This window comes from Pandoraea sp. NPDC087047 (genome assembly GCF_044745225.1).
Lineage (GTDB): Bacteria > Pseudomonadota > Gammaproteobacteria > Burkholderiales > Burkholderiaceae > Pandoraea.
The window spans coordinates 379,585-404,730 of record NZ_JBIUZU010000005.1; the positions used below are offsets into that span (position 1 = coordinate 379,585).

The 25,146-nt window shown below is 63.9% G+C and carries 23 protein-coding genes; 6 read left to right on the forward strand and 17 right to left on the reverse strand.

The window, feature by feature from the left end:
• Window positions 1–197: 197 nt before the first annotated feature.
• Entirely contained in the window at window positions 198–1,022 is an 825-nt protein-coding gene (locus ACIPHM_RS11940) for a glycosyltransferase family 2 protein (protein ID WP_400328052.1), read from the reverse strand.
• 126 nt (window positions 1,023–1,148) lie between these two features.
• Entirely contained in the window at window positions 1,149–2,957 is a 1,809-nt protein-coding gene (recQ, locus tag ACIPHM_RS11945; RefSeq protein ID WP_400328054.1) for a DNA helicase RecQ, read from the reverse strand.
• 163 nt (window positions 2,958–3,120) lie between these two features.
• Here recQ and msbA point away from each other — a divergent pair, with 163 nt between their 5' ends.
• The 5 genes from msbA to rfbC are packed head-to-tail and all read left to right on the forward strand — an operon-like array spanning window position 3,121 to window position 8,070.
• Entirely contained in the window at window positions 3,121–4,872 is a 1,752-nt protein-coding gene (gene msbA, locus ACIPHM_RS11950) for a lipid A export permease/ATP-binding protein MsbA (protein ID WP_400328056.1), read from the forward strand.
• Window positions 4,873–4,932: 60 nt separating this feature from the next.
• Window positions 4,933–5,520 (forward strand): peroxidase-related enzyme, encoded by a 588-nt coding sequence (locus ACIPHM_RS11955; RefSeq protein WP_400328058.1) that lies wholly within the window; start codon window positions 4,933–4,935, stop codon window positions 5,518–5,520.
• A gap of 28 nt (window positions 5,521–5,548) precedes the next feature.
• On the forward strand, window positions 5,549–6,613 hold the full coding sequence (rfbB, locus tag ACIPHM_RS11960; protein WP_400328060.1) for a dTDP-glucose 4,6-dehydratase: 1,065 nt from the start codon (window positions 5,549–5,551) through the stop codon (window positions 6,611–6,613).
• Between the two features lie 13 nt (window positions 6,614–6,626).
• The gene (gene rfbA, locus ACIPHM_RS11965) at window positions 6,627–7,508 is read left to right on the forward strand and encodes a glucose-1-phosphate thymidylyltransferase RfbA (RefSeq protein WP_400328262.1); all 882 of its coding nucleotides are present in this window, start codon (window positions 6,627–6,629) and stop codon (window positions 7,506–7,508) included.
• 13 nt (window positions 7,509–7,521) lie between these two features.
• A complete protein-coding gene (gene rfbC, locus ACIPHM_RS11970; protein ID WP_400328062.1) occupies window positions 7,522–8,070 on the forward strand; it encodes a dTDP-4-dehydrorhamnose 3,5-epimerase in 549 nt (182 codons plus the stop codon).
• 117 nt (window positions 8,071–8,187) lie between these two features.
• Here the strand turns inward: rfbC and ACIPHM_RS11975 are convergent, their stop codons facing one another.
• The 15 genes from ACIPHM_RS11975 to ACIPHM_RS12045 all read right to left on the reverse strand — a co-directional run bounded on the left by ACIPHM_RS11975 (window position 8,188) and on the right by ACIPHM_RS12045 (window position 23,196).
• A complete protein-coding gene (locus tag ACIPHM_RS11975) occupies window positions 8,188–9,513 on the reverse strand; it encodes a cation diffusion facilitator family transporter (RefSeq protein WP_400328064.1) in 1,326 nt (441 codons plus the stop codon).
• A gap of 30 nt (window positions 9,514–9,543) precedes the next feature.
• The gene (rng, locus tag ACIPHM_RS11980; protein ID WP_400328066.1) at window positions 9,544–11,013 is read right to left on the reverse strand and encodes a ribonuclease G; all 1,470 of its coding nucleotides are present in this window, start codon (window positions 11,011–11,013) and stop codon (window positions 9,544–9,546) included.
• 42 nt (window positions 11,014–11,055) lie between these two features.
• Window positions 11,056–11,655 carry a Maf family protein gene (locus ACIPHM_RS11985; RefSeq protein WP_400328067.1) on the reverse strand — a complete coding sequence of 200 codons (600 nt, stop codon included), beginning with the start codon at window positions 11,653–11,655 and terminating at the stop codon, window positions 11,056–11,058.
• A gap of 162 nt (window positions 11,656–11,817) precedes the next feature.
• Window positions 11,818–12,606, reverse strand: a complete 789-nt coding sequence (gene ugpQ, locus ACIPHM_RS11990) for a glycerophosphodiester phosphodiesterase (RefSeq protein WP_400328068.1) — start codon at window positions 12,604–12,606, stop codon at window positions 11,818–11,820.
• Entirely contained in the window at window positions 12,603–13,697 is a 1,095-nt protein-coding gene (locus ACIPHM_RS11995; RefSeq protein ID WP_400328069.1) for a sn-glycerol-3-phosphate import ATP-binding protein UgpC, read from the reverse strand. The genes ugpQ and ACIPHM_RS11995 overlap by 4 nt, the downstream gene beginning before the upstream one ends.
• A 2-nt stretch (window positions 13,698–13,699) precedes the next feature.
• Window positions 13,700–14,545 carry a sn-glycerol-3-phosphate ABC transporter permease UgpE gene (gene ugpE / locus ACIPHM_RS12000; RefSeq protein WP_400328071.1) on the reverse strand — a complete coding sequence of 282 codons (846 nt, stop codon included), beginning with the start codon at window positions 14,543–14,545 and terminating at the stop codon, window positions 13,700–13,702.
• Window positions 14,542–15,438 carry a sn-glycerol-3-phosphate ABC transporter permease UgpA gene (gene ugpA / locus ACIPHM_RS12005; protein ID WP_400328073.1) on the reverse strand — a complete coding sequence of 299 codons (897 nt, stop codon included), beginning with the start codon at window positions 15,436–15,438 and terminating at the stop codon, window positions 14,542–14,544. The genes ugpE and ugpA overlap by 4 nt, the downstream gene beginning before the upstream one ends.
• A gap of 137 nt (window positions 15,439–15,575) precedes the next feature.
• Window positions 15,576–16,907, reverse strand: a complete 1,332-nt coding sequence (gene ugpB, locus ACIPHM_RS12010) for a sn-glycerol-3-phosphate ABC transporter substrate-binding protein UgpB (RefSeq protein ID WP_400328074.1) — start codon at window positions 16,905–16,907, stop codon at window positions 15,576–15,578.
• 324 nt (window positions 16,908–17,231) lie between these two features.
• The gene (gene rlmH, locus ACIPHM_RS12015; protein ID WP_400328075.1) at window positions 17,232–17,702 is read right to left on the reverse strand and encodes a 23S rRNA (pseudouridine(1915)-N(3))-methyltransferase RlmH; all 471 of its coding nucleotides are present in this window, start codon (window positions 17,700–17,702) and stop codon (window positions 17,232–17,234) included.
• A 24-nt stretch (window positions 17,703–17,726) separates the two neighbouring features.
• Complete coding sequence (gene rsfS / locus ACIPHM_RS12020) at window positions 17,727–18,164, reverse strand: ribosome silencing factor (RefSeq protein WP_400328076.1); 438 nt, start codon at window positions 18,162–18,164, stop codon at window positions 17,727–17,729.
• A 55-nt stretch (window positions 18,165–18,219) separates the two neighbouring features.
• Window positions 18,220–18,963 carry a nicotinate-nucleotide adenylyltransferase gene (locus ACIPHM_RS12025; protein WP_400328077.1) on the reverse strand — a complete coding sequence of 248 codons (744 nt, stop codon included), beginning with the start codon at window positions 18,961–18,963 and terminating at the stop codon, window positions 18,220–18,222.
• A 13-nt stretch (window positions 18,964–18,976) separates the two neighbouring features.
• Window positions 18,977–19,912: an oxygen-dependent coproporphyrinogen oxidase gene (gene hemF / locus ACIPHM_RS12030; RefSeq protein ID WP_400328078.1), complete on the reverse strand. Its 936-nt coding sequence runs from the start codon at window positions 19,910–19,912 to the stop codon at window positions 18,977–18,979.
• A gap of 110 nt (window positions 19,913–20,022) precedes the next feature.
• Complete coding sequence (locus ACIPHM_RS12035; protein WP_400328080.1) at window positions 20,023–20,916, reverse strand: mechanosensitive ion channel family protein; 894 nt, start codon at window positions 20,914–20,916, stop codon at window positions 20,023–20,025.
• Between the two features lie 275 nt (window positions 20,917–21,191).
• Complete coding sequence (gene purD / locus ACIPHM_RS12040; protein ID WP_400328082.1) at window positions 21,192–22,469, reverse strand: phosphoribosylamine--glycine ligase; 1,278 nt, start codon at window positions 22,467–22,469, stop codon at window positions 21,192–21,194.
• Window position 22,470: 1 nt separating this feature from the next.
• On the reverse strand, window positions 22,471–23,196 hold the full coding sequence (locus tag ACIPHM_RS12045) for a YebC/PmpR family DNA-binding transcriptional regulator (protein ID WP_400328084.1): 726 nt from the start codon (window positions 23,194–23,196) through the stop codon (window positions 22,471–22,473).
• A 448-nt stretch (window positions 23,197–23,644) separates the two neighbouring features.
• Between ACIPHM_RS12045 and ACIPHM_RS12050 the strand changes: the two genes are divergently transcribed.
• Window positions 23,645–25,117, forward strand: coding sequence for a helicase HerA-like domain-containing protein (locus tag ACIPHM_RS12050; RefSeq protein ID WP_400328263.1), 1,473 nt, complete (start codon window positions 23,645–23,647; stop codon window positions 25,115–25,117).
• The last annotated feature ends 29 nt before the right edge of the window (window positions 25,118–25,146 follow it).

A 25,146-nucleotide genomic window follows, 5' to 3' on the forward strand; every position in this document is an offset into this window, starting at 1 on the left:
GGCCACTCGCGATAGCTTGGATGCGCGAGCCTGTCCGTGTGTATTTCAGAAATTCATTGCCGGCGTTCATCCGTGCAAGTACGGCACTGGGGGGGCTTCGATGCCTCAGACATCACCGCGGCGCAGCAGCGCGGACTTCAGAAATGCGCCGCACGCGTTCATCTGTGCACGGGCGGCACTCAGGTGATTTCGATGCCTCAGACATCTGCGCGGCGCAGCAGTGCGTACTTCAGGAATGCGCTGCGAGCGTTCATCCGGGCAATGGCGGCACCGGTCGCGCCATCGAGAAAGCCGCGGCGCAGCACATAGGTGCGAACGAAAGCCCATCCGCCGTTGATCCAGGGCTTGAGCGGCGAGACACGCTTGCCGCGCAGCGCCATCTCCTTCGCCCCGGCGCGGGCGTAGCGCTGCACTTTGTCCTCGACTTGGCGCGCTTCCGTGTAGCTGTAATGCAGAAGATGATTCGTGAGCGTGCCGATCTCGCCGTCGACGATCACGCGTTCGTGCACGAGGTTGTCGGAGAAGCGTCCGGCCTCGCGGCGAAACAGGCGCAGCACGTAATCGGGATACCAGCCGCAGTGCTTCACCCAATGACCGAGGAACTGCGACAGACGCGGCATGCGATAGCCCGCGTACGTGCCTTGTGCGATGGCGGCGGCAATGTCCGCAGCCAGCGCCGGTGTGACGCGCTCATCGGCATCGAGTGAAAGCACCCAGGGTTGCGTAGCGTGCGACAAGGCACGATTCTTCTGCGGACCGAAGCCGGGCCAGTCGGGCGTGACGTGAACTTCGGCACCAGCGGCGCGCGCAATATCGGCAGTGCCGTCCGCGCTGGCGTTATCCACCACGACGATCTGGGACGCAAACGCTTTTACCGATGCGATGCACTCGGCAATGTTGTGGCGTTCGTTGCGCGTGAGAATCGTCACCGAGAGCGGCAGAAGCGCCGTGTCGGCTGCGGGGCCGGAAGCGGTGGAAGCGCCAGGTGTGGCGGGCAAGGCGGACGGTAGGGCTTCAGTCATGAGCATTCACGAAATGGCGGCGTCAAACTCGCGGCCGCGCACGATCGATAATCGACGACGACCGGGGCACGCATTGGTCGAGCCACCGGTCGGTGATTGAACCCTGCGTCGCCCTCAGGCGGACTCTCAGGCATTGAGCAACTCGACGAGCGCCTCGCCGTAGCGTTCGATCTTCGCTTCGCCAAGTCCGGTGATGTCGGTCAGACCCTCGCGGTGGCGCGGACGGCGCTGAGCGAGCTCTCGCAGTGTGCGGTCGTGCAGGATAACGTAGGCGGGCACCGCCTGCGTCTTGGCCATCTCCTGCCGCCACGCGCGGAGCTTTTCGAACAACTGCTGATCGGCGGTATCCAGTTCAATGGCCTGCGACGACGCATACCCGGCAAAGCGGCTCTTCCTGCCGGCGCTGGGCCGCTGACGTCGCAACGACACCGTCGTCTCGCCTTTGAGCACCGGACGCGCCGCCGCGTTGAGCGTGAGCGCCCCGTACTGACTGCTGTCGGGCTCGATGATGCCATGCGCGATCAACTGGCGAAACACCGCGCGCCACCCCTGATCGTCCATCTCGCCGCCGACGCCGAATGTCGGCAACTGCTCGTGACCGAACTGGCGAATCTTGTCGGTGCTGCGCCCGCGCAGCAGATCGACCAGATGCCCGGCGCCGAAGCGCTGGCCGGTGCGAAGTATGGCGGAGAGGGCTTTTTGCGCGGCGATGGTGCCGTCGAACACTTCGGGCGGATTGAGGCAGACGTCGCAGTTGCCGCAGGGCTCGCTCGTCTCGCCGAAATACGACAGCAGCACGGTGCGGCGGCAGCGCGGCGCCTCGCAATAGCCGAGCAGCGCGTCGAGCTTCTGGCGCTCGATACGCTTTTGCAGGTCAGGCGCGTTCGATTCGTCGATGCGGCTGCGATGCACCACGACGTCGTTCAGCCCGTATGTCATCCAGGCTTCGGCGGGTTCGCCGTCACGTCCGGCCCGGCCCGTCTCCTGATAGTAGGCTTCGAGGCTCTTGGGCAAGTCCAGATGCGCGACAAAGCGTACGTCCGGCTTGTCGATGCCCATGCCGAAGGCGACGGTCGCCGACATGACCAGCCCCTCTTCGCGCAGGAACCGCTGCTGGTGGGTGCGGCGTACCTCCGCGTCGAGCCCGGCGTGATAAGGCAGGGCGGGAATGCCTTGCGCCTCAAGCCACGCGGCGGTTTCTTCCACTTTCTTGCGCGACAGGCAGTACACGATGCCCGCCTCGCCGCGGTGGCGTCCCAAAAAGGCCAGCAACTGCTTGCGAGGATTGTCGCGGTCGACGATCTCGTAGCGGATATTCGGCCGGTCGAAGCTGGAGACGAACAGACGCGCCTCGGTCAGGCCGAGCCGCGTCTGGATATCCTCGCGCGTTGCGGCGTCTGCCGTAGCAGTCAGCGCGATGCGCGGCACGCGCGCATAGCGTTCGTGCAGCGTCGAGAGCTGAATGTATTCGGGACGGAAGTCGTGACCCCATTGCGAGACGCAGTGGGCCTCGTCGATGGCGAACAGCGCCAGTTCCCCGCGCTCGTCGAGCCGGTCGAGCAGATTGAGAAAGCGCTCGGTGAGCAGCCGCTCGGGCGCGACGTAGAGCAGGTCGAGCTCGCCCCGGGCCGCGCGGCGCTCGATATCGACCGCTTCGTCGAAGGCAAGGCTGGAATTTAGATAGGCGGCGCGCACCCCGGCTTGCAGCAAGGCGTCGACCTGATCCTGCATGAGGGCGATGAGCGGGGAGACGACAATGCCGACGCCCGGCCGCAGCAGCGCAGGGATCTGGTAGCACAGCGACTTGCCGCCGCCCGTGGGCATGAGGACGAGCGCGTCGCCCCCCTCGGCCACATGGTCGACGATCGCGGCCTGATCGCCACGGAATGCGTTATAGCCGAATACGGTACGGAGAACTTCGAGTGCGCTTGCCATGGCCGGGAGTATACCGGTTCCACCCCGGCTCCGGCGTGCCGCCGAGGTGGGATAACGGGCATTGTGGAGATTTTTGCGGTGGCGTCCGAGTCCGGCTCGGACACGTCCCGGCGGGAGCGGCCCGTACGTTAGAATAGCGGTTTTCCCGCCGTCCCCGACTTACATGAGCGCACCGCACAAGCCCACCGGACCGATTCTGCGACGTCTGCTGGGCTATCTCCAGCCATATTGGCACATGGGCCTGCTGGCCGTTCTCGCCATGGCGCTGGTGGCGGCGACCGAAGCGGCCATTCCGGCAGTCCTCAAGCCGGTGCTCGACAAGGGCTTCTCGGGCGGCGACCCGTGGAAGCTGTGGTACGTCCCGGCCGCCGTAATCGGTCTGGCCGTCATTCGGGGGCTGGCGCAGTATGCCGCCAACTACATGCTTTCGTGGGTCTCGAACCGCGTGCTGCTCGATCTGCGTGTGCGCATGTTCGAGCGTCTGCTGCACGCGCCGGCGGCCTACTTCCAGCGCGAGACGACCAGCACGCTCATCAACGCCATCGTCTACGAAGTCAATCAGGTGCTCGGCGTGCTCACTACGGTGCTCATCACGCTCGTGCGCGATTCGCTCACCGTCATCGGTCTGCTGGGCTATCTGTTCTATCTGAACTGGCGCCTGACGCTCGTCGTGGCCGTCATTCTGCCGTTCATCGGCTGGCTGGTCGGCAAGATCAACCGCCGCCTGCGTCGCCTGAACCGCGAGCAGCAGACGCTGACCAACGCGTTGTCGTACGTCGTCGAAGAGGCGGTGGGCGGCTACAAGGTCGTGAAGATTCACAACGGCGAAGAGTACGAGAAAAACCGCTTCGACAAGATGACCGGCAAGCTGCGTGGCTACGCCATGCGCGTGACGGTCTCGGGCGGTCTGGCGCAGCCGGTCACGCAGGCACTCGCGTCGCTGGCGCTGGCCATCGTCATTACGGTGGCGATGATCGAGTCGTCGTCGGGCGAGATGACCGTGGGCGGCTTCACGGCATTCGTCACTGCGTTGTTGCTCGTCGTCTCCCCGCTCAAGCATCTGATGGACGTCAACCAGCCGTTGCAGCGTGGCGTGACGGCCGCCGAGCTGATCTTCGAAGTCATGGACGTCGAAGTCGAGCCGGTTGGCGGCGAGCGCACGCTCGAGCGCGCGAAGGGCCGCGTGACGTTCGATCAGGTGAGCTTCAATTACGGGGCGAGCGAGCGTCCGACGCTCGACAAGATCTCGCTGGACGTTGCGCCGGGCGAAATGGTGGCGCTGGTCGGCCCCTCGGGCAGCGGCAAGACGACGTTGGTCAACCTCGTGCCGCGCTTCTTCGACGCGACCGGCGGCCGTATCCTGCTCGACGGTATTCCGCTCGACGAGCTGCGCCTGGCCGACCTGCGCAGTCAGATCGCGTTCGTGAGTCAGGACGTGGTGCTGTTCAACGACACCATCGCCGCGAACGTCGCCTACGGTCAGGAAATCGACGCCGAGCGGGTGCAGGCTGCCTTGCGCGCCGCCAATCTGATCGACGCGGTGAAGGCGATGCCCGATGGCGTCGAAACGCTCGTGGGCGACAACGGCATGCGCCTGTCGGGCGGTCAGCGTCAGCGTCTGGCGATTGCCCGCGCGATCTACAAGAACGCTCCGATCCTGATTCTGGACGAAGCGACGTCGGCGCTGGATTCGGAGTCCGAGCGTCACGTGCAGGCGGCGCTGGAAGTCTTGATGGAAGGCCGCACCACGCTCGTGATCGCGCACCGCCTCTCGACCATCGAGCGCGCCGACCGTATCGTCGTGCTCGAGCATGGCCGTATCGCGGAGCAGGGCTCGCACCAGGAGCTGGTGGCGCATAATGGCCTTTACGCCCATTTGCACCGCATTCAGTACGCACAGCAGCAGGAAGCCTGACGTCCGTCATTCGAGAGCATTCGCGACGTCAGACCCGATCAGCATGCCTTTGAGGACTTCATGATGAGCCAGCCGCCGATCAGCCGTTTTCCCGTGCCGGATCTCGCCTCGTTGCCGAGCGACATCCGGGCGCGTATCGACGATGTCCAGGAAAAGGCCGGCTTCATCCCGAATGTCTTTCTCACGCTGGCGCATCGGCCCGATGAATTCCGCGCCTTTTTCGCGTATCACGACGCGCTAATGCTCAAAGAGGGCAACCTCAGCAAAGGCGAGCGCGAGATGATCGTAGTGGCGACCAGCGCGGTGAATCAGTGCCTGTACTGTGTGGTGGCCCACGGGGCGCTGGTGCGCATTTACGAAAAGCAGCCGCTGCTGGCCGATCAGGTGGCCGTCAACTATCTGAAGGCGGATCTGACCGAGCGCCAGAAGGCGATTCTGGCGTATGCACTGAAGGTGTGCGAGCGCTCGCAGGACGTGAGCGACGAGGATTACGCGACGCTTCGTCGCCATGGTCTGAACGACGAGGACATCTGGGACATTGCCGCAATCACGGCGTTCTTCGGGATGTCCAATCGCATTGCCAATGCCATTTCGATGCGGCCCAATGAAGAATTCTTCTTGATGGGGCGTGTGCCTCGCACCCGCTAAATCTCCTTTTCACAACACTTCGATACTTATGATCTTCGTGACCGGTGGCGCCGGATTCATCGGTGCAAATTTCGTTCTCGACTGGCTTGCGCAACACGACGAACCCGTTGTGACCATCGACAAGCTCACCTATGCCGGTAATCTGGCGAATCTGGCGAGTCTGGAGCGCGATTCCCGTCACCATTTTGCGCAGGTCGATATCTGCGATCGCGCAGCGCTGGATACCCTTTACGCACAGTATCGTCCACGCGCCGTGCTGCATTTCGCGGCGGAAAGCCACGTCGATCGTTCCATTCACGGCCCTGGCGATTTCGTGCAGACGAACATCGTCGGCACCTTCACGATGCTCGAAGCGGCGCGCGCCTATTGGGGAACGCTCGAAGGCGACGCACGCGACAACTTCCGTTTCCTGCATGTGTCGACGGACGAGGTCTACGGTTCGCTGAGCCCGACGGCCCCGGCATTTACCGAGACCACGCCGTACGCGCCCAATAGCCCGTATTCGGCGTCCAAGGCCGGCTCCGACCACCTGGTGCGTGCGTACCACCACACCTATGGTTTGCCGGTCCTGACGACCAACTGCTCGAACAACTACGGGCCGTACCAGTTCCCCGAGAAGCTGATTCCGCTGGTGATTGCCAACGCGCTCGCGGGCAAACCGCTGCCGATCTATGGCGACGGCAGCAACGTGCGCGACTGGTTGTACGTCGGCGATCACTGCTCGGCCATTCGCGAAGTGCTGGCCAAGGGCAAGGCGGGCGAGGTCTATAACGTGGGTGGCTGGAACGAGCAGAACAACCTGTCGGTCGTGAAGCATCTGTGCACGCTGCTCAACGAGCTCTCGCCGCGTGCCGACGGAAAATCGTACGTCGATCAGATCACGTTCGTCACCGACCGCCCGGGGCATGACCGCCGTTACGCCATCGACGCCCGCAAGCTCGAGCGCGAACTGGGATGGCGTCCTGCCGAGACCTTCGAGACCGGTATGCGCAAGACGGTCCAGTGGTACCTCGCCAACGGCGAATGGGTGCGCCAGGTGCAGTCGGGCGAGTACCAGCGCTGGATCGAAACGCATTATCAAAAGAACGATTGAGGCACGCATGAGTATCAAACGCAAGGGCATCATCCTGGCCGGAGGATCGGGCACGCGCCTGTATCCGGCGACGCTGGCCGTCTCCAAGCAATTGCTGCCGGTCTACGACAAGCCGATGATCTACTATCCGCTGACCACGCTGATGCTCGCGGGTATTCGGGACGTGCTCATCATCTCGACACCGCAGGACACGCCGCGCTTCGAGCAACTGCTGGGCGACGGCAGCCAATGGGGCCTGAATCTGCAATACGCAGTGCAGCCGTCGCCGGACGGTCTTGCTCAGGCGTTCCTGATCGGTGCCGACTTCATCGGTAACGATCCGTGTGCCCTGGTGCTCGGCGACAACCTGTTCTACGGAAACGATTTCGCCAAACTGCTCTCCGCCGCGAATGCCCAGACCGACGGTGCCTCCGTGTTTGCGTATCCGGTGCACGATCCGGAGCGCTATGGCGTGGTGACGTTCGACGAAACCGGCAAGGCCGTCGAGCTCGTTGAGAAGCCGAAGGAGCCGAAGTCGCGTTACGCGGTGACGGGGCTGTACTTCTGCGATAACGACGTCATCGAGATTGCACGCTCGATCAAGCCGTCGGCCCGCGGCGAGCTGGAAATCACCGACGTCAACAACGAGTACCTGAAGCGCGGCAAGCTCAACGTGCAGATCATGGGGCGCGGCTACGCGTGGCTCGATACCGGCACGCATGAGTCGATGCTCGAAGCGAGCACGTTCATTCAGACCATCGAAAGCCGTCAGGGCCTGAAGGTCGCGTGCCCGGAAGAGATCGCCTATCGCCGTGGCTGGATCGACGCCGCCGCTATCGAGGCGTTGGCGCAACCGCTCGCCAAAACGGGGTACGGCCAGTACCTGCTGACGATGCTGCGCGAACGCGTATTTTGATGGATCCCAAGTCATGCAATTGATTTCTGCCGCTATTCCCGACATCAAGGTTATTGAACCCAAAGTGTTTGGTGACTCGCGGGGCTATTTCTTCGAGAGCTTCAACCAGCGCAACTTCGACGACGCGCTCGGCGAGACGCTCACGTTCGTGCAGGACAACCAGTCGCGCTCGGCGCGCGGTGTGCTGCGCGGTCTGCACTATCAGGTCCGGCAGCCGCAGGGCAAGCTGGTGCGCGTGTTGCAAGGCGAGATCTACGATGTCGCTGTCGATATCCGTGAAGGCTCGCCAACGTTCGGCAAGTGGGTGGCGGAAGTGCTGAGCGCCGCGAACAACAAACAGTTGTGGATTCCGGCAGGCTTCGCTCACGGTTTCATGGTGACGTCGGAGACGGCCGAGGTGCTGTACAAGACCACGGACTATTGGGCGCCGCAATTCGAGCGCTGCATTCGATGGGACGATCCGACGCTGGCGATTCCCTGGCCGCTCGACGGCATTACGCCGATCGTCTCGGACAAGGACAAGCAGGGCATGCTGTTCTCCGAGTACCGGCACGAGGACTGAGACACGCATCCGGACATACGGGCATACGAACGCCGAGGCGGCGCGCAGCAGCGTTTAGCCGGGCCTCACGTCATCTCGCCAGCCAAGTGCTTCATGGCCGCCGTGGTCCTTTCGTCGTCAGACGGAAGGCCCGGCGGCCGATGTTTTTGCGGCGTCGTGCGTGGCATCGTCGGCGGCATTGCCCTCGCCCTCGCCCTCGCCCTCGGTCGAGGTGGCCGATGTCACCGATGCCGCGGACGTTTCTCCCGTCACCCGCAGCACACGGACGTACCGCAGTCCCAGCGGTTTGAAGCGGGCAGTGAGGCCGTCGGCAACGGTCTGAGAGGGCGTTTCCATGCCGCCTTCGCCACGGCCGTGCGCACCGGTATGCCCCGGCTCGTTCAGCGCTTCGACGATCGCGTCGGCTTCCAGCCCGTTGTCGAGATAGTGCAGTTTGACGTCGCGCAACGCGAGCGCATTCGCCCGGCACAGCACTTCGGCGGCGCCGACCATCACGGCACGCGCGGGCCACTGCTGTAACGCGGTGCCCTTGGTGTCGCTCTCCGGGTCGACGTGCACCAGAACGTCGAGAATCTGCGGCTCGCGCATGACCGCCGCGCGCGCCTGTTCGGCGAGGTAATGACCTTCGGAGACGGACAGACGAGCGTCGACGAGAATGTGCACGTCGACCACGATTTCGTCGCCCATACGCCGCGTGCGCAGCATGTCGATGGCACGCACGCCGGGTGTGGCGAGCAGACGCTCGCGAATGGTGACGGTGGTGGCATCGTCCACGCCGCGATCGATGAGATCCTGCAAGGCGTTCCAGCCGAACTTCCAGCCCGTGCGTCCGATCATCAGCCCCACGAGTGCCGCGGCGAGCGGATCGAGGATGCGATAGCCCGCGAGGTTACCCAGAATGCCGCACGCCACGACAAGCGACGACAGCGCGTCGGAGCGCGCGTGCCACGCATTGGCAACGAGCATGGCCGAGCGCACCCGCTGCGCCGCGCGCAGCATGTAGCGAAAGAGGCCCTCCTTGCTGACGAGCACGACAACCGCGACGATCAGCGCGATGAGATGCACCTCGGGAATCTCCTCCGGATGCAGCAGACGCTCGATCCCGCGCCACAGCATGCCGGCCCCGACCACGAGCAGAATCACCCCCAGAAACAGCGACGCCGCATTCTCGTAGCGGCTATGACCGTAGGGGTGATCGGCGTCCGGCGCGCGGGCACTGCCGCGGGCGGCGGCCAGCACCACGAAGTCGGAGACGATGTCCGAGAGCGAGTGAATACCGTCGGCAATCAACGCTTGCGAACGCGCGAAGATCCCGACGATGATCTGCGCTGTCGTCAGCACGACATTGACCCAGATACTGACCCAGGTCGAATGGCGTGCAACGGCATGTTTGTCGAGCGCCTCGCTCGATGCCGCCAGATTGTCGTAGTTCGAGTAGGGCATGACGTCGGGGCGCGCGGGGTTGAGAGAGGGTTACATCAGAATGATGTCGTACTGCTCTTGATGGAACGACGATTCGACCTGAAGCGAAATCGGCTTGCCGATGAAATCGATCAGCATCGCCAGATGCTGCGACTCTTCTTCGAGGAACAGATCGACGACTTCCTGCGACGCAATCAGACGGAATTCGCGCGGATTGAACTGCCGCGATTCACGCAGAATCTCGCGCAGGATGTCGTAACACAGCGTGCGCGGCGTCTTGACCTCGCCCTTGCCCTGGCAGACGGCGCACGGCTCGCACAACACGTGCGCGAGCGATTCGCGCGTGCGCTTGCGGGTCATCTCCACCAGCCCGAGCTGTGAGAAGCCGTTCACGGTGATGCGCGTGCGGTCACGCGCGAGCGCCTTCTTGAGCTCGGTCAGCACGGAGTCGCGATGCTCGGCGCTCTCCATGTCGATGAAGTCGATGATGATAATCCCGCCCAGATTGCGCAGTCGCAACTGGCGCGCGATCATCAGCGCCGCTTCGAGGTTGGTCTTGAAGATCGTGTCGTCGAAGTTGCGCGCACCGACGTAACCGCCGGTGTTCACGTCGATGGTCGTCATCGCCTCGGTCTGATCGATCATCAGATACCCGCCGGACTTCAGATCGACGCGACGCGACAGCGCCCGCTCGATCTCCGTCTCCACGTTGTACAGATCGAACAGCGGACGCTCGCCTGTGTAATGCGTGAGCTTGCCGAGCACGGCCGGCGTGTAGACCGTCGCGAATTCGGCCAGCTTCTGATACGTCTCGCGCGAGTCGACGAGAATCTTGCCCGTCTCCTCATGCACGAAGTCGCGCAACACCCGCTGGGCGAGATTCAGATCCTGATACAGCAGCGCCGGGGCCGGCACCCGCGTGCTCTGCTCGCCAATGGTCTGCCACGACTTGCGCAGATAGGCGATGTCGTTGGCCAACTCGGCATCGGCGGCATCTTCCGCAATGGTGCGCACGATGAAGCCGCCTTTCTCGTCGGCCGGCACAAGCGCCTGAATCTTGCTGCGCAGCGCCTCGCGTTCGGCTTCGCTCTCGATACGCTGGGAGATGCCGATGTGCGGCTCCTGCGGCAGATAGACGAGCGTGCGCCCGGCGATGCTGACCTGCGTCGACAGACGCGCGCCCTTGGTGCCGATCGGGTCTTTGATGACCTGCACCATCAGCGTCTGCCCTTCGAAAACCGTTTTCTCGATGGGCGGTTGCGGGTGCGGCACGGACGTATCGTTGCTCGTGCGCGGATGCCAGATATCGGCCACATGCAGGAACGCCGCGCGCTCCAGCCCGATATCGATGAACGCCGATTGCATGCCCGGGAGCACGCGCACGACCTTGCCGAGATAGATATTGCCGACCAGCCCGCGCGAGAGCGTGCGCTCGATATGCAGTTCCTGCACCGCACCGAGCTGCATGAGCGCCACGCGGGTTTCCTGCGGCGTAATATTGACCAGAATGTCTTCGTTCATAAAGTGTCGACCGGACTCGAAATGCTTGGGCATCGGTATGCGTCAGAAGTCGACGCCCGCCTGACGCAATAGCGCGGCGGTCTCGCACAGCGGCAGCCCCATGATGCCTGAGTAACTGCCGTCGATGCGCATGACAAATTCGGCGGCCTTACCCTGAATGCCGTACGCGCCTGCCTTGCCCTTGGGCTCACCCGAGGCGACATAGCGCTCGATCTCCTCGCGGCGCAGCGGCCGGAACCAGACGTGCGAGATGTTGACCGCCTGATGGATCTGGCCGTCCGCACATACCGCCACGGCGGTCAGCACCCGATGGCGCGTGCCCGACAGGCGTGCGAGCACGGCTTGCGCGTCGGCGTCGTCGAACGGCTTGCCGAGGATGGTGCCGTCCAGGCAGACCGTCGTGTCGGCGGCGAGAATGGGGGCGCCCGGCAAACCGGCGCGAGCCAGACGGGCAACAGCCGCTTCGGCCTTGGCGCGCGTGACGCGCTGCACATAGTCGTCAGGCGGCTCCCCCGGCAGCACGGCTTCGAGTGCTTCGGCGTCCTCGTCGGCATGGGGCAACAGCAGTTCGAAACGAACGCCGAGCTGTTGCAGCAGTTCCTGACGGCGGGGGCTTTGCGAAGCGAGATAGATGTACGGCATGGCGGCTTGGCTTGAATTCGTCCAGCCCGGCACACGACATTGCATGAGTTTGCAGCGCGCGCACCGGGCCGCGGGATGGGCTGGGCGAGGGGAAGCCCTATTATGCCGCCTTGCGCCCGCCCCCGCCAGCATGCGGCGGGGGCGGGGAGTGCCGTTTTTTGCTTAGGCGCTGTTCGCGAGGAAGTCCTCGCCGATCAGGTCGATGCGGTCGGTGCAGATGGCGTCCACGCCCCACGCCGCCAGTTCGCGTGCGCGCGCCGGCTCGTTGACCGTGTAGACAAGCATATGCAGGCCCGCCGCCTTGATTTCGGCGACCTGCGGGCCGTCGAGATGCTTGTGGCTCGCATGCAGGGTGACGGTGCCGAGCTTGCGGGCGTCGTCGCGCCAATGCGCGGGCACGGCTTCGTACAGCATGCCGCGCGGCAGTTCCGGCACGGCGAGGGCTGCGGCTTCGAGCGCCTCATAGGAGAACGAGGACAGCAGCGGCTGCTGGGCCTGACCGGCCCACAGCGCCTTGACCGCCTCGGCTACCCGTTTGCCGGTCTCGGCCTCGCGGCCCGGGCACGGCTTGATCTCGACGTTCGCCGACAGCCCAAGCGCCAGGCAGCGCTCGGCCACCTGGGCGAGGGTCGGCATCACCTGACCGGCGAAACGCCCGTCTGCGCCGAACCAGCTACCCGCGTCGAGCGTCTCGATCTCGGCGTAAGTCATCTGCGCGGCCGGGCCGTGGCCGTTGCTGGTGCGATCGACGGTGTCGTCGTGCAACAGAAAAACGACGTTATCGGCCGAGAGCTTCGCGTCGAACTCGACCATGCGAAGGCCCAGCGACGCGCCCATCTCGAAAGCGGCCAGCGTGTTTTCCGGCGCAAGCTTGCCGCCGCCACGATGTGAGACGATGCGCGGATACGGCCAGTCGCGCCACAAATGGGCAGATGGCGAGGTATCGCTCATGCTTCGACTCGCTTGCCCGTGGACGGATCGAACAGGTGCAGCGCCTTGGCCGAGATGGCCAGCGGCACGACCGTTCCGGCGGCCGGACGCAGTTCGTGCGGCAGACGCACCGTCACGTGCTGCTCGCCCCAACGGCCGTGCAGCAGGTTGTCGGCGCCGAGCAGTTCGAGCTGATCGACGTGGATGCTGGTCTGCGCGGCGAACGCGCCCAGGCCGTTGTGCTGCTCGGCGGGCACCAGATGCTCGGGACGCACGCCGAGCACGAGCTCGCGCCCGGCGTGGGCCATGCTCGTGGGCGGCAAACGCAGGGCAGGGCCGCCCTCGATCTCGAAGGTGCGGCCTTCCGAGTCGACCCGGCCTTTGAGCAGGTTCATCGCCGGCGAGCCCATAAAACTCGCCACGAACAGCGAGGCCGGGCGCTCGTAGACGTCCGATGGCGTGCCGATCTGCTCGGCGTAGCCCTTGTTCATGACGATCACGCGATCGGCCAGCGTCATCGCTTCGACCTGATCGTGCGTGACGTACAGGCTCGTCGTCTTCAGGCGTTTGTGCAGGCGCTGAATTTCCAGACGCATCTGAACGCGCAGCTTGGCGTCGAGGTTCGAGAGCGGTTCGTCGAACAGGAACACCGCCGGCTCACGCACGATGGCGCGGCCCATGGCCACGCGCTGACGCTGACCGCCCGAGAGTTCGCGCGGCTTGCGCGCGAGTAGCGGCTCCAGTTCCAGAATGCGCGCAGCAGCGAGCACACGCGCTTCGACGGTCTTCTTGTCGATGCCGCGAATCTTCAGGCCGTACGACATGTTCTGACGCACGTCCATGTGCGGATACAGGGCGTAGTTCTGGAACACCATCGCAATGTTGCGATCCTTCGGCTCCAGTTGATTGACGACCTGCGAGCCGATCAGAATGCTGCCTTCGCTCACCGATTCGAGGCCCGCGACCATGCGCAGCAGCGTCGACTTGCCGCAGCCCGACGGGCCGACGATGACCACGAACTCGCCGTCTTCGATGTCGATGTCGACGCCGTGAAGAACGTAGCTGTTCTGGTCGTAGGTTTTCTTGACGCTATGGAGTTTGAGATTTGCCATGATTACTTTTCCGAATCGACCAGACCGCGCACGAACCAACGCTGCATCAGCAGAACCACCGCGAGCGGCGGCAGCATGGCGAGCAGTGTGGCGCTCATGACGAGTTGCCATTGGGTCGCGGTGTCGCCACTGCCGATCATGCTCTTGATGCCCACCACGGCTGTCGTCATCGACGGGGCGTTGGTCACCAGAATCGGCCACAGGTACTGATTCCAGCCATAGATGAAGGTGATGACGAACAGCGCGGCGATGTTTGTCTTCGACAGCGGCAGCACCACGTCGAAGAAGAATCGCATCGGACCGGCGCCGTCGATGCGCGCGGCTTCGACGAGTTCGTCGGGCAGTGTCATGAAGAACTGCCGGAACAGGAACGTGGCTGTTGCCGAGGCGATCAGCGGCACCGTCAGACCGGCGTAGCTGTTGATGAGCCCGAGGCTCGAAATCACCTGCACCGTCGGGAAAATCCGCACTTCGACCGGCAACATCAACGTCACGAAGATGAGCCAGAAGAACAGATTGCGCAGCGGGAAGCGGAAGTAGACGATGGCAAAGGCCGAGAGAATCGACACGGAAATCTTGCCGATCGTGACGACCAGTGCCATGAACAGGCTGTTGCCGAGCATCAGGCCGAACGGCATGGCCGCATTGCCGGTGCCCGAGCCCCACACGGTGGCGAGATTCTCCAGCAGATGCGAGCTCGGAATGAGCGACAGGGGAACGTTGAAGACTTCGCTCTCGTTCATGGTGGCGGCGACGAACGCCACATAGAGCGGGAAGACTACCAGCAACACGCCGACGATCAGCATGACGTGGCAGAAGATATCCAGGCCGCGACGGTTCTCGATCATGCGTATTGCACCTTGCGTTCGATGAAGCGGAACTGCACGACCGTGAGTACGATGACGATGACCATCAGTACCACCGACTGGGCAGCCGAGCTGCCGAGGTCGAGCCCCTTGAAGCCTTCCGAATAGATCTTGTAGATCAGCGTCATGGTCGACTGGCCCGGCCCGCCGCCGGTCGCGGCGTCGATCACCGGGAAGGTGTCGAAGAACGAGTACACGAGGTTGACCACGAGCAGGAAGAACGTCGTTGGCGAAATCAGCGGCAACACCAGCCCGAAGAAGCGCCGGATCGGCCCTGCACCGTCAATCGCAGCAGCTTCCACGAGCGAGCGCGGAATTGCCTGCAAACCGGCGTAGAAGAACAGGAAGTTGTAGCTGATCTGCTTCCAGATCGAGGCGAGCACGACGAGGAACATCGCCTGTCCGCCGTTCAGCGCATGGTTCCACTCAACGCCGAACTTCGCCAGCCCATAGGTGACCAGGCCGATACTCGGATTGAAGAGGAAGGCCCACAGCACGGCCGCAATGGCAGGTGCCACGGCGTACGGCCAGATGAGCAGCGTCTGGTACAGGCGCTTGCCGCGCGTGACCCGATCGGCCATGGCCGCGAGCAGCAACGAGATGACCAGTCCGCAGACGGTGACGAGTCCGCTGAAGATCATCGTCGTGCGAAACGATGCGAGATAGAGCGGGTCGCCCCATAGCGAAGTGAAGTTGTCGAGGCCGACGAACTCGCTGGACAGCCCGAAGGCGTCTTGCATCGATGTCGATTGCCACAGGGCCTCGCCCGCAGGCCAGAGGAAGAAGACGACAGTGATGAGCAGCTGCGGGGCTACAAGAGCGTAGGGCAGCCAGCCGGTGCCGAAGCGAGGGCGTTCTCTGGAGTTATGCGCCATAACGTAGTGACCAAAAAAAAACCAACCCGGCTCGCATTTCAGGCGAGCCGGGGTGGTGTCATTGTAACGTCACGATTCTCATCGCAAATGCAGGAAAAGCACCCGCATTTTGTCGGGTATCGTGCGTTGGGGGCCGCTTAGCTGCCCTGCTTCTCGAAGCGGCGCAGCAGTTCGTCGCCACGCGACACCGCCTTGTCGAGTGCGGCTTTAGGCGTTTGCTTGCCGTTCCACACGCCTTCGAGTTCCTCGTCGATCACCGTACGGATCTGCGGCATATTGCCCAGACGCAGACCACGGGTGTACGGCAGCGGTGCCTTGTTGAGCATCTGCTTGATGGCCACGTCGGAACCCGGGTTCTTCGCGTAGAAGCCTTGCTTCTCGGTCAGTTCGTAGGCGGCCTTGGTCACCGGCAGGTAGCCGGTGTCCTGATGCCACTTCGCGGCCACGGCTGGCGAGGCGAGGTAGTTCAGGAACTTGGCCACGCCCTTGTACTCGGCCGACGACTTGCCGGCGAGCACCCACAGGCTGGCGCCACCGATGATGGCGTTCTGCGGCGCGCCCTTCACGTCGGCATCGTACGGCATCATGCCCACGCCATAGCTGAACTTGGCGTACTTGGCGATGTTGGCCAGTGCACCCGAGGTCGTCATGGCGATACCGCAATCGCCGCTGTAGAACTTCGAGGTCACTTCATCCTTGCGGCCCACATACGTGAACGTGCCGTCCTTGGCCATGTCGGCCAGGAACTGGATGTGCTTGGTTTGTTGGGGGCCGTTGAACTCCAGCTTGGCGTCGAGGCCGTCAAAGCCGTTGTTCTTCGTGGCGAACGGCAGGCCGTGCCAGGCGCTGTAGTTCTCGAGCTGCGTCCAGCTCTGCCAGCCCATCGTGAAGCCGCACGACAGCCCCGAAGCCTTGAGCTTCGCGGCGTCGGCCTTCACGTCGGCCCAGGTCTTGGGCGGGGTGTTGGGGTCGAGGCCCGCCTTCTTGAAGGCGTCCTTGTTGTAGTACAGCACCGGGGTCGAGCTGTTGAACGGCATCGACATAAGGTGGTTGGTCTTGCTGTCGGCGTAGTAGCCAGCGATCGCCGGCACGAAAGCCTTCTCGTCGAACGGCTCGCCGGCGTCCTTCATGACTTGCCACACGGGCTTCACGGCCTTCTTGGCCTGAATCATCGTGGCGGTGCCGACTTCGTACACCTGGAGGATGGCCGGGGCGTTACCTGCGCGGAAAGCGGCAATCCCGGCTGCCAGACCCTGCTCGTAGTTGCCCTTGTAGATCGGGACAATCTTGTAGTCGCTTTGCGATGCGTTGAAATCGGCGGCGATCTGGTTGACGCGTTCGCCAAGGGCAGATTCCATCGAATGCCAGAATTGGATCTCCGTCGCGGCCAGGGCCGACGTGCTCATGCCGAGCGCCAATGCAGCGCCAACGCCGGCCAGGGCGAATTTGCGCAGGGAAGGTTGCTTCATGCCAATCTCCGGGGGTTCACGAGAAGTCAAGGGTCTTTTGTGAGCAGAACCCTTCTTGTTCGCGGTGCGAACTGTGTAGCGCCGCGTAGACTAACACGTCGTTGTGTTTTTTCCACTCGCAGCGCACAACGCGTGTTGCACAGCGGCCTCTATCGGGGGTTGACGCCCCTTCCAGCCGCCCGTCAGGCAAGGCATTCCGGTGCGTTTTCAGCACGGCACAACGTTGCGTTGCGCCGCACAAAGTGTAGTGACTTATGGCTGACTTATTTTTTTGTCATACAGAGAAACGCGTCGTCATACCGTCACTTGCGCTTATGTACGCGATCACACGCGGTGATAGGGGTGATTGGCATTGATGCTCCACGCGCGGTAGAGCTGTTCGGCGAGCAGTACGCGCACCATGCCGTGCGGCAAGGTGAGGCTCGAGAGGCGGATGAGGGTGTCGGCGCGTGCCTTGAGGGACGGGTCGAGCCCGTCGGCGCCGCCGATCACGAAGGCCACGTCGCGTGCGTCCTGTTGCCAGACGGTGAGCGACTGGGCCAGACGCATGGTGGTGAGATCCTGCCCGCGCTCATCCAGACATACGAGACGGCAGCCACGCGGCAGGGCAGCGTCAATGCGCTGCGCCTCGGCGGCCATGACCGTCTCGGCCGTGCGGGAGTGGGAGCGCTGCTCCGGCTTGATTTCCTTGAGTTCGATGCGTAGCTCGGGTGGCATACGCTTGGCGTACTCGGCGAAGGCGGTTTCGATCCAGCCGGGCATTTTGTGCCCGACTGCAAGAATGAACAGACGCATGTCGGCAGGATCGTGCGCGGCGTCTTACTTGGCTTTGCGGCGAGCGGGCGCCGGGGCTGCTTCGTCCGCTTCTTCTTCGTCGTCGTCTTGTGCACTGGCCTTGGCACCGGCCTTGGTGCCGGCAGCCTTCAGACGCACGGGCTTTTCGCCCCAGATTTCTTCGAGGTTGTAATACTGGCGCAGGGCCGGCTGCATGATGTGCACGATGGCGTCGCCGGTATCGACGAGCACCCATTCGCCCACGTCTTCGCCTTCCATGCTGATGACGTCGCCGCCGGCGGCCTTGACCTTGTCGCGCACGCTTGCGGCGAGTGCCTTGGTCTGGCGGTTGGACGTACCGCTCGCGATGATCACGCGCTCGAACAGGGCGGTGAGATGTTCGGTGTTGAACACCTTGATGTCCTGGGCCTTGACGTCTTCGAGGGCATCGACGATCAGGCGCTGAAGTTTACGAATTTCCATAGTGCGTCTTTTTGGTGAAACAGGGGGGCGCGAAGTCGAGGCCCGCTAAGGGCCGTCAGGCGCGATACAGGTGTTGCGTGCGGATGTACTGCCACACGGGGTCGGGCAGGTTTGCCGGGGGCGTGGCCGCGTCTCGCGCGTGCGCCATCGTGGCGCGCAACTCGGTGGCGGATATGTCGACGGCCAGTGAGTCGTCGATCAGGATGCCGCCGCATGGCGTGGATTGTACCCCGAGCGCGGACTTTTCCCTTTCTGCGAAGACTTGACGCAGTTGCGCAGAGGCGCCGTCGCGGCTGAAACCGGGTCTGGCCGCCGCGCAGATATGCGCGTAATCGAACAATTCACGCCACGCGTGCCAGGTGTCGAGCCGCACCAATTGGTCGGAGCCAATGAGCAGCGAGAGCGACGCAAGCGGGCCGGCGTCACGGCGCATGTCGCGCAGCGTATCGACGGTATAGCTCGGGCCTGCCCGCTCGATTTCGCGGGTGCTGACGATGACCTGCGTGGACGGATGCGTGAGGGCCAGTTCCTCGGCGAGGCCCTGCGCGGCAAGACGCGTCATGGCCAGCCGGTGCCCGGCGGCGGTGCTGCCTTGCTTTTGCGGCTGCTGGCCGGCCGGCATCAGCACCAGTTCGTCGAGCGCGAGCGTGCGGGCGAACAGGGCGCCCAGCGCGAGGTGGCCGGTATGAATGGGGTCGAACGTGCCGCCCAGAACGCCAATGCGGCGGATGGCGGTGCCGGGCTTGCCGGGCGTATCGGGCGTACCGGAGGTATGCGGTGCAGAAGAGGAGACAGTCATGCGTGGCTGGCCCTCACACCCACTCGCGTCGCACGAGGAAGTCGGTGTACAGCTTCGCTTCCGGCGTATCCGGCGTGGGTTTCCAGTCGTAGTGCCATTTCACGATCGGCGGCATCGACATCAGAATCGACTCGGTGCGCCCGCCCGATTGCAGGCCGAAGTGGGTACCTCGGTCCCAGACCAGATTGAATTCGACGTAGCGACCGCGGCGATGTGCCTGAAAGTCGCGCTCGCGCTCGCCAAACGGCATGCCGCGACGGCGCTCGACGATGGGCACATAGGCGTCGAGGAACGCGTCGCCCACGCTTTTCATGACGGCGAAGCCCGTCTCGAAGCCGCCACCGGAGAAATCGTCGAAGAAAATGCCGCCGATGCCGCGCGGCTCCTGACGATGCTTCAGATAGAAGTACTCGTCGCACCAGGCCTTGAAGCGCGGATACCACGTGGTGTCGAACGGATCGAGGGCATCCTTGCAGGTCTGATGGAAGTGCTTGCAGTCTTGCTCGTACGCATAGTACGGCGTGAGATCCATGCCGCCGCCAAACCAGAAGGCGGGGAGCTCGCCGGGGGCTGTGGCGATCAGAATGCGCACGTTGAAGTGCACGGTCGGGCAATACGGATTGCGCGGATGCAGCACCAGCGAGACGCCGAGGGCTTCGAAGCCGCGTCCGGCCAGTTCAGGCCGTGAGGCGCTGGCCGAGGCGGGCAGCTTGTCGCCGATCACATGAGAGAAGTTCACGCCGCCGCGCTCGAAGAAGTCGCCATCGTCGAGCACGCGGGTACGGCCGTCACCGCGCAGAGGGCTGTCGGCCGGACGTTGCCAGTCGTCGACAAAGAAGCGTTTGCCGTCGAGGCGCTCCAGCGTTTCGACAATGCGGTTCTGAAGTCCGAGCAGATATGTGCGTACCGCGCCCGTATCCGGCGCGGGTGCGGCGTCTTGCGCTGTCATTCTGTGACGTCCCTATGCGTGGTAATTAGCGGTATTCACCGCGATTGTACCGGCACGGGGGCGCACGCGGGCGGCTCGCGCGACTGCCGATGCTGCCCGAATGACCTGTATCAAGTGCCGGCGCTTGGCAGGGGCCCCGACGGTGCCGTGCCGGCCGCGCCAGGGATCGGCGGCACCGCGCTGGAGACACCGCTCGGGGTCCCCGGCGGGGGCATCAGGATCTGACGCGTCGCCGGAACCGGCCAGTGAGCCGTGCCGCCAACTTCGGAAATTGCCTTATTGGTATCGAAGTACACCTGCCAATAGTCGCGGTTGTGGCAGTACGGACGCACCGCCAGCACTGGCCCGGACGGATTGAACTCCAGAATGACGACGTCGACCGGCGGCTTGTCCACCACGTTCGGAATCTGCGCGATGCGAGCTTTCAGACGCGCAATCGCGTCCTGCACGTCGACCGTATGGGCGAGCTGCGCCGTGAGGTCCACGCGGCGAAAGGCGTTGGCGTCGTACACGACGATGTTGTCGCCGAAGACTTTCGTGTTGCCGACGTACACGCGCAGGTTGTCGGCCGTCGTGAGGGTGGTGACGAACAGGCCGATCTCGTCGACCACGCCCGTCACACCGCCCGCGCTGATCATGTCGCCGGTTTTGAACGGACGCAGCACGATGAGGAAGATGCCCGAGGCGAAATTCGACAGCAGTCCGGACCATGCCGCACCGATGGCGATGCCGACGGCCGCGAGCAGGGCAGCGAATGAGGTCGTCTCGATGCCGCAGACACTGAGGATGGACAGAATGAGCGCGATACGCAGGGCAATGCGCAGCGACGACTCGGTGTAGCGAACGAGGGTGGGATCGATGTTCCGGCGGGTCATCGCGGCACGTACGAGCCGTGCTACCAGATTGATGACGATGCCGCCGATGATCCAGATGACGATGGCCATCACAATCTTCAGGCCGAACGGCACCAGATAATTGTTGACCAGCTTGTTGAGGTCGAACATGTGAGTCTCCGTCGAGCGAGGGTCTGTCGGGAAAACTGCATCCATTCCGCCGGAGCTGGCCGGACGCGCGCACTGGCGGTCGTTCCTCCATGGTCACGCGACGCCAGCGTGCCAATTTGGCCTGCGCTTGTCAATCGCGGCGGGCGGTGCTTGGGACGCCGCCCAAACGACAACGGCCCGGGTGGACTTGACGTCCCCCGGGCCGAGCCGAGCGGTTCAGCGCATCGCGGCGGCAGTGTCTGGCACCGCCCCGTCGCGAGGCAACGACCGCGAATTTACTCCGGCTTGCGCGCGAGCGCGCGGTTACCGATGTCGTGGCGATACTGCATGCCGTCGAAATTGATCTGATTGACGGTCTGGTAAGCCACGCTCTGCGCCCCGCGCACGGTATCGGACAGGCCGACCACGCACAGCACACGTCCGCCGGTGACCTTGAGCACGTCGTTCTCGAGCTGGGTGCCCGCGTGGAACGTCACGCATTCGCTGGTCTCTGCCGGGATTTCCGAGATACGGTCGCCCTTGCGCGGCGTGTCCGGATAGCCGTGCGCGGCGAGCACCACGCCCAGCGCATAACGGCGATCCCAGTCGAGCTCGACCTTGTCGAGCGTGCCGGCAATCGCGTGCTCGACGACCACCGAGAAGTCGCCCTTCAGACGCGCCATGATCGGCTGCGTTTCGGGGTCGCCCATGCGGCAGTTGAATTCGAGCGTCTTGACGTTGCCGTCCGCGTCGATCATCAGGCCGGCGTACAGGAAGCCGGTGAAGCGAATGCCGTCGGTCTCCATGCCGCGCACGGTCGGCATGATGATTTCGCGCATCACACGTGCGTGAATCTGCGGCGTGACGATCGGTGCGGGCGAGTAGGCGCCCATGCCGCCCGTGTTCGGGCCCTGATCGTTATCGAGCAAACGCTTGTGATCCTGCGACGTGGCGAGCGGCAGCACGTTCTTGCCGTCGACCATCACGATGAAGCTCGCTTCCTCGCCTTGCAGGAACTCTTCGATCACCACGCGGGCGCCGGCGTCGCCGAGCTTGTTGTCCGCGAGCATCATGTCGACGGCGTTGTGCGCTTCTTCGAGCGACATCGCCACGACCACGCCCTTGCCGGCAGCCAGACCGTCGGCCTTGACGACGATCGGCGCACCCTTGGCGTCGATATAGGCGTGTGCAGCGCCGGCGTCGGCGAACGTCTCGTAATCGGCGGTCGGAATGCCGTGACGCTTCATGAACGCCTTGGCGAAGTCCTTCGACGATTCGAGTTGCGCCGCTTCCTTCGTCGGACCGAAGATCTTCAGGCCACGGGCGCGGAAGATATTGACGATGCCGGCGGCGAGGGGCGTTTCCGGGCCGACGACCGTCAGCGCGATGCCTTCGCGCGAGGCGAATTCGGCGAGCACGTTCGGATCGCTGATCGGCACGTTGCGCAGACGCTCGTCGAGCGCCGTGCCACCGTTACCCGGTGCCACGTAGACCAGTTGAATGCGCGGTGATTGGGCGAGCTTCCACGCGAGCGCGTGTTCGCGGCCGCCCGAGCCGACAACCAGAATCTTCATCTTATTCCCCGATGACGGCGTTGGTGAACACTTCCTGCACGTCGTCGAGGTTTTCGAGCGCGTCGAGCAGCTTTTGCATCTTTACGGCGTCTTCGCCGGTGAATTCCACTTCGGTCTGCGGCTTCATCGTGACTTCCGCGACTTCGGCCTTCAGGCCGGCCGCTTCGAGCTTGCTCTTCACGGCCTGGAAGTCGTTGGGCGGGCAAATCACTTCAAAGCTGCCGTCTTCGTTGGTGATGACGTCCTTCGCACCGGCGTCGAGCGCCACTTCCATGAGCTGGTCTTCCGGGGTGTCCGGCGAGAACAGGAACTGGCCGCAATGATCGAAGAGGAACGCGACCGAACCGTCGGTGCCCATATTGCCGCCGAATTTGGAGAAGGCGTGACGCACTTCCGCGACCGTACGCACACGGTTGTCCGTCATGGTGTCGACGATCACGGCTGCGCCGTTGATGCCATAGCCTTCGTAGCGGATTTCTTCGTAGCTGGCGCCGTTCAGACCGCCAACGCCGCGATCGATGGCGCGCTTGACGTTGTCCTTGGGCATGTTGGCGTCTTCGGCCTTTTCCACGGCCAGACGCAGACGCGGGTTGCTGTCGGTGTCACCGCCGCCGAGGCGGGCGGCCACCGTGATTTCCTTGATCAGGCGTGTCCAGACTTTACCGCGCTTGGCATCTGCCGCAGCCTTCTTGTGTTTGATGTTGGCCCATTTGGAATGACCCGCCATGAATTTCTCCGTCGTGCCGCGCTTTGCGGCGAAGTATGCTCTGCCGGCCCGCGCGGTGCGGCGCGGCCAACCGTTGAAACGGGAGCGCCCGCCACCACCGGGGTCGCGGGCGCCGATTGTCCAGTCGCCCTGTTACCTTGCACGGATCGTGAGGAGCCGCGGGTATTTCGGGGCGGTGCAGTCCGAGCGGCAACCGGTGCCGCTATAATCGGAGGCAATTTTATCATGCCGCCGCACCGTGCCACGGGTGTTTGCTGCGCCGTGTCACGAGCCACGCCGCGTCTACCCGCCGAGGTCTTTCATGCCCAAGAAGCCCGTGCCGTCGCAAGCGTCGCCCACCGCGACTCCCCCCACCACGCCTGTCGCAATCGCAAGTTCTGCTCACGAACCCGGTGAACAGCTCGTCATCGCGCGCAACGCAGCGCATGTTTTAGGACTGCTGCCCGCCATGGGCAACCGTCACGGGCTGATTACCGGGGCCACGGGCACCGGCAAGACAGTCACGCTCCAGGTCATCGCGCAGGCCTTCTCCGACATCGGTGTGCCCGTCTTCCTGGCAGACGTCAAAGGCGATCTGACCGGGATCACGCAACCGGGCGTGGAGACCCCCAAACTCAAGGAGCGCATCGCCAATCTCGGCTTCGACACGCCCGACTGGCACGGCAGTCCCGCCACGCTCTGGGACGTCTTCGGCGAGCAGGGCCACCCGGTGCGCGCGACCGTCTCCGATCTCGGGCCGCTTCTGCTCGCGCGCCTGCTCGGCCTGAACGAGACGCAAAGCGGCGTGCTCAACCTCGTCTTCAAGATTGCGGACGACAACGGCCTGCTGCTGCTCGATAGCAAAGACCTGCGCGCCATGCTCCAGCACGTGGGAGAGAATGCGTCGACCTTCACCTCGCAGTACGGCAACATCTCGGCGGCGTCCGTGGGGGCGATCCAGCGCGGGCTGCTCACGCTGGAGCAGCAAGGGGCCGACAAGTTCTTCGGCGAGCCGATGCTCAATATCGAAGACTTCATGCAGACGGACGCGCAGGGGCGCGGCATCGTCAACATTCTCGCGGCGGACAAACTGCTCGCCGCGCCGCGCATCTACGCCACATTCCTGCTCTGGCTGCTCGCCGAACTGTTCGAGCGGCTGCCGGAAGTCGGCGACCCCGAAAAGCCCAAACTCGTCTTCTTCTTTGACGAAGCGCACCTGCTCTTCAACGAAGCGCCAAAGCCGTTGCTCGAACGGATCGAACAGATGGTGCGGTTGATTCGCTCGAAGGGTGTCGGCGTGTACTTCGTCACGCAGAACCCGGTCGATGTGCCCGACACCGTGCTCGGCCAGTTGGGCAATCGCGTGCAGCACGCGCTGCGGGCCTACTCGCCGCGCGACCAGAAGGCGGTGAAGGTGGCGGCGCAGACGATGCGCGCCAATCCGTCGCTCGATATCGAAACGGCGATTGGCGAGCTGGGCGTGGGCGAGGCGCTGGTCTCGCTGCTCGACGAGAAGGGGCGTCCGGCCGTGACCGAGCGCGCGTATATCACGCCGCCGGCATCGCGCATTGGTCCGATCACCCCGCAGGAGCGCGCCGCATTGATGGCGAACTCGCTGGTCGCCGGTGTGTACGAAAACGCCATCGATCGCGAGTCGGCTTACGAAATACTCGTTGGACGCACGCAGGTGCGGCAGCCGGAAGGCTCGCCGGCGCCGGGCGGTACCCGCGGCGCACCCGGCGAATCAGGCGGTGGTGGTCTGCTCGACGCCGTGAAGGGCTCGCTGGGTGGCCTGCTGGGTGGCTCGGGCGGCTCGCGCAGCAAGGACACGGCTGTCGAAGCCATGGTCAAGAGCACGATGCGCACCGTCGGCAGCCAGTTGGGGCGCGAGATCGTGCGCGGCGTGCTGGGCAGCATTCTGGGCGGCAACAAGCGCCGGTGAGCCGAGAGCGTCCGCGCGCGCCGGGTAAT

Bases quoted from the DNA above. Each gene is read 5' to 3' on its own strand.
- ACIPHM_RS11940 (WP_400328052.1), bottom strand. From the start codon at position 1,022: ATGACTGAAGCCCTACCGTCCGCCTTGCCCGCCACACCTGGCGCTTCC.
- recQ (WP_400328054.1), bottom strand. From the start codon at position 2,957: ATGGCAAGCGCACTCGAAGTTCTCCGTACCGTATTCGGCTATAACGCA.
- msbA (WP_400328056.1), top strand. From the start codon at position 3,121: ATGAGCGCACCGCACAAGCCCACCGGACCGATTCTGCGACGTCTGCTG.
- ACIPHM_RS11955 (WP_400328058.1), top strand. From the start codon at position 4,933: ATGATGAGCCAGCCGCCGATCAGCCGTTTTCCCGTGCCGGATCTCGCC.
- rfbB (WP_400328060.1), top strand. From the start codon at position 5,549: ATGATCTTCGTGACCGGTGGCGCCGGATTCATCGGTGCAAATTTCGTT.
- rfbC (WP_400328062.1), top strand. From the start codon at position 7,522: ATGCAATTGATTTCTGCCGCTATTCCCGACATCAAGGTTATTGAACCC.
- ACIPHM_RS11975 (WP_400328064.1), bottom strand. From the start codon at position 9,513: ATGCCCTACTCGAACTACGACAATCTGGCGGCATCGAGCGAGGCGCTC.
- rng (WP_400328066.1), bottom strand. From the start codon at position 11,013: ATGAACGAAGACATTCTGGTCAATATTACGCCGCAGGAAACCCGCGTG.
- ACIPHM_RS11985 (WP_400328067.1), bottom strand. From the start codon at position 11,655: ATGCCGTACATCTATCTCGCTTCGCAAAGCCCCCGCCGTCAGGAACTG.
- ugpQ (WP_400328068.1), bottom strand. From the start codon at position 12,606: ATGAGCGATACCTCGCCATCTGCCCATTTGTGGCGCGACTGGCCGTAT.
- ACIPHM_RS11995 (WP_400328069.1), bottom strand. From the start codon at position 13,697: ATGGCAAATCTCAAACTCCATAGCGTCAAGAAAACCTACGACCAGAAC.
- ugpE (WP_400328071.1), bottom strand. From the start codon at position 14,545: ATGATCGAGAACCGTCGCGGCCTGGATATCTTCTGCCACGTCATGCTG.
- ugpA (WP_400328073.1), bottom strand. From the start codon at position 15,438: ATGGCGCATAACTCCAGAGAACGCCCTCGCTTCGGCACCGGCTGGCTG.
- ugpB (WP_400328074.1), bottom strand. From the start codon at position 16,907: ATGAAGCAACCTTCCCTGCGCAAATTCGCCCTGGCCGGCGTTGGCGCT.
- rlmH (WP_400328075.1), bottom strand. From the start codon at position 17,702: ATGCGTCTGTTCATTCTTGCAGTCGGGCACAAAATGCCCGGCTGGATC.
- rsfS (WP_400328076.1), bottom strand. From the start codon at position 18,164: ATGGAAATTCGTAAACTTCAGCGCCTGATCGTCGATGCCCTCGAAGAC.
- ACIPHM_RS12025 (WP_400328077.1), bottom strand. From the start codon at position 18,963: ATGACTGTCTCCTCTTCTGCACCGCATACCTCCGGTACGCCCGATACG.
- hemF (WP_400328078.1), bottom strand. From the start codon at position 19,912: ATGACAGCGCAAGACGCCGCACCCGCGCCGGATACGGGCGCGGTACGC.
- ACIPHM_RS12035 (WP_400328080.1), bottom strand. From the start codon at position 20,916: ATGTTCGACCTCAACAAGCTGGTCAACAATTATCTGGTGCCGTTCGGC.
- purD (WP_400328082.1), bottom strand. From the start codon at position 22,469: ATGAAGATTCTGGTTGTCGGCTCGGGCGGCCGCGAACACGCGCTCGCG.
- ACIPHM_RS12045 (WP_400328084.1), bottom strand. From the start codon at position 23,196: ATGGCGGGTCATTCCAAATGGGCCAACATCAAACACAAGAAGGCTGCG.
- ACIPHM_RS12050 (WP_400328263.1), top strand. From the start codon at position 23,645: ATGGGCAACCGTCACGGGCTGATTACCGGGGCCACGGGCACCGGCAAG.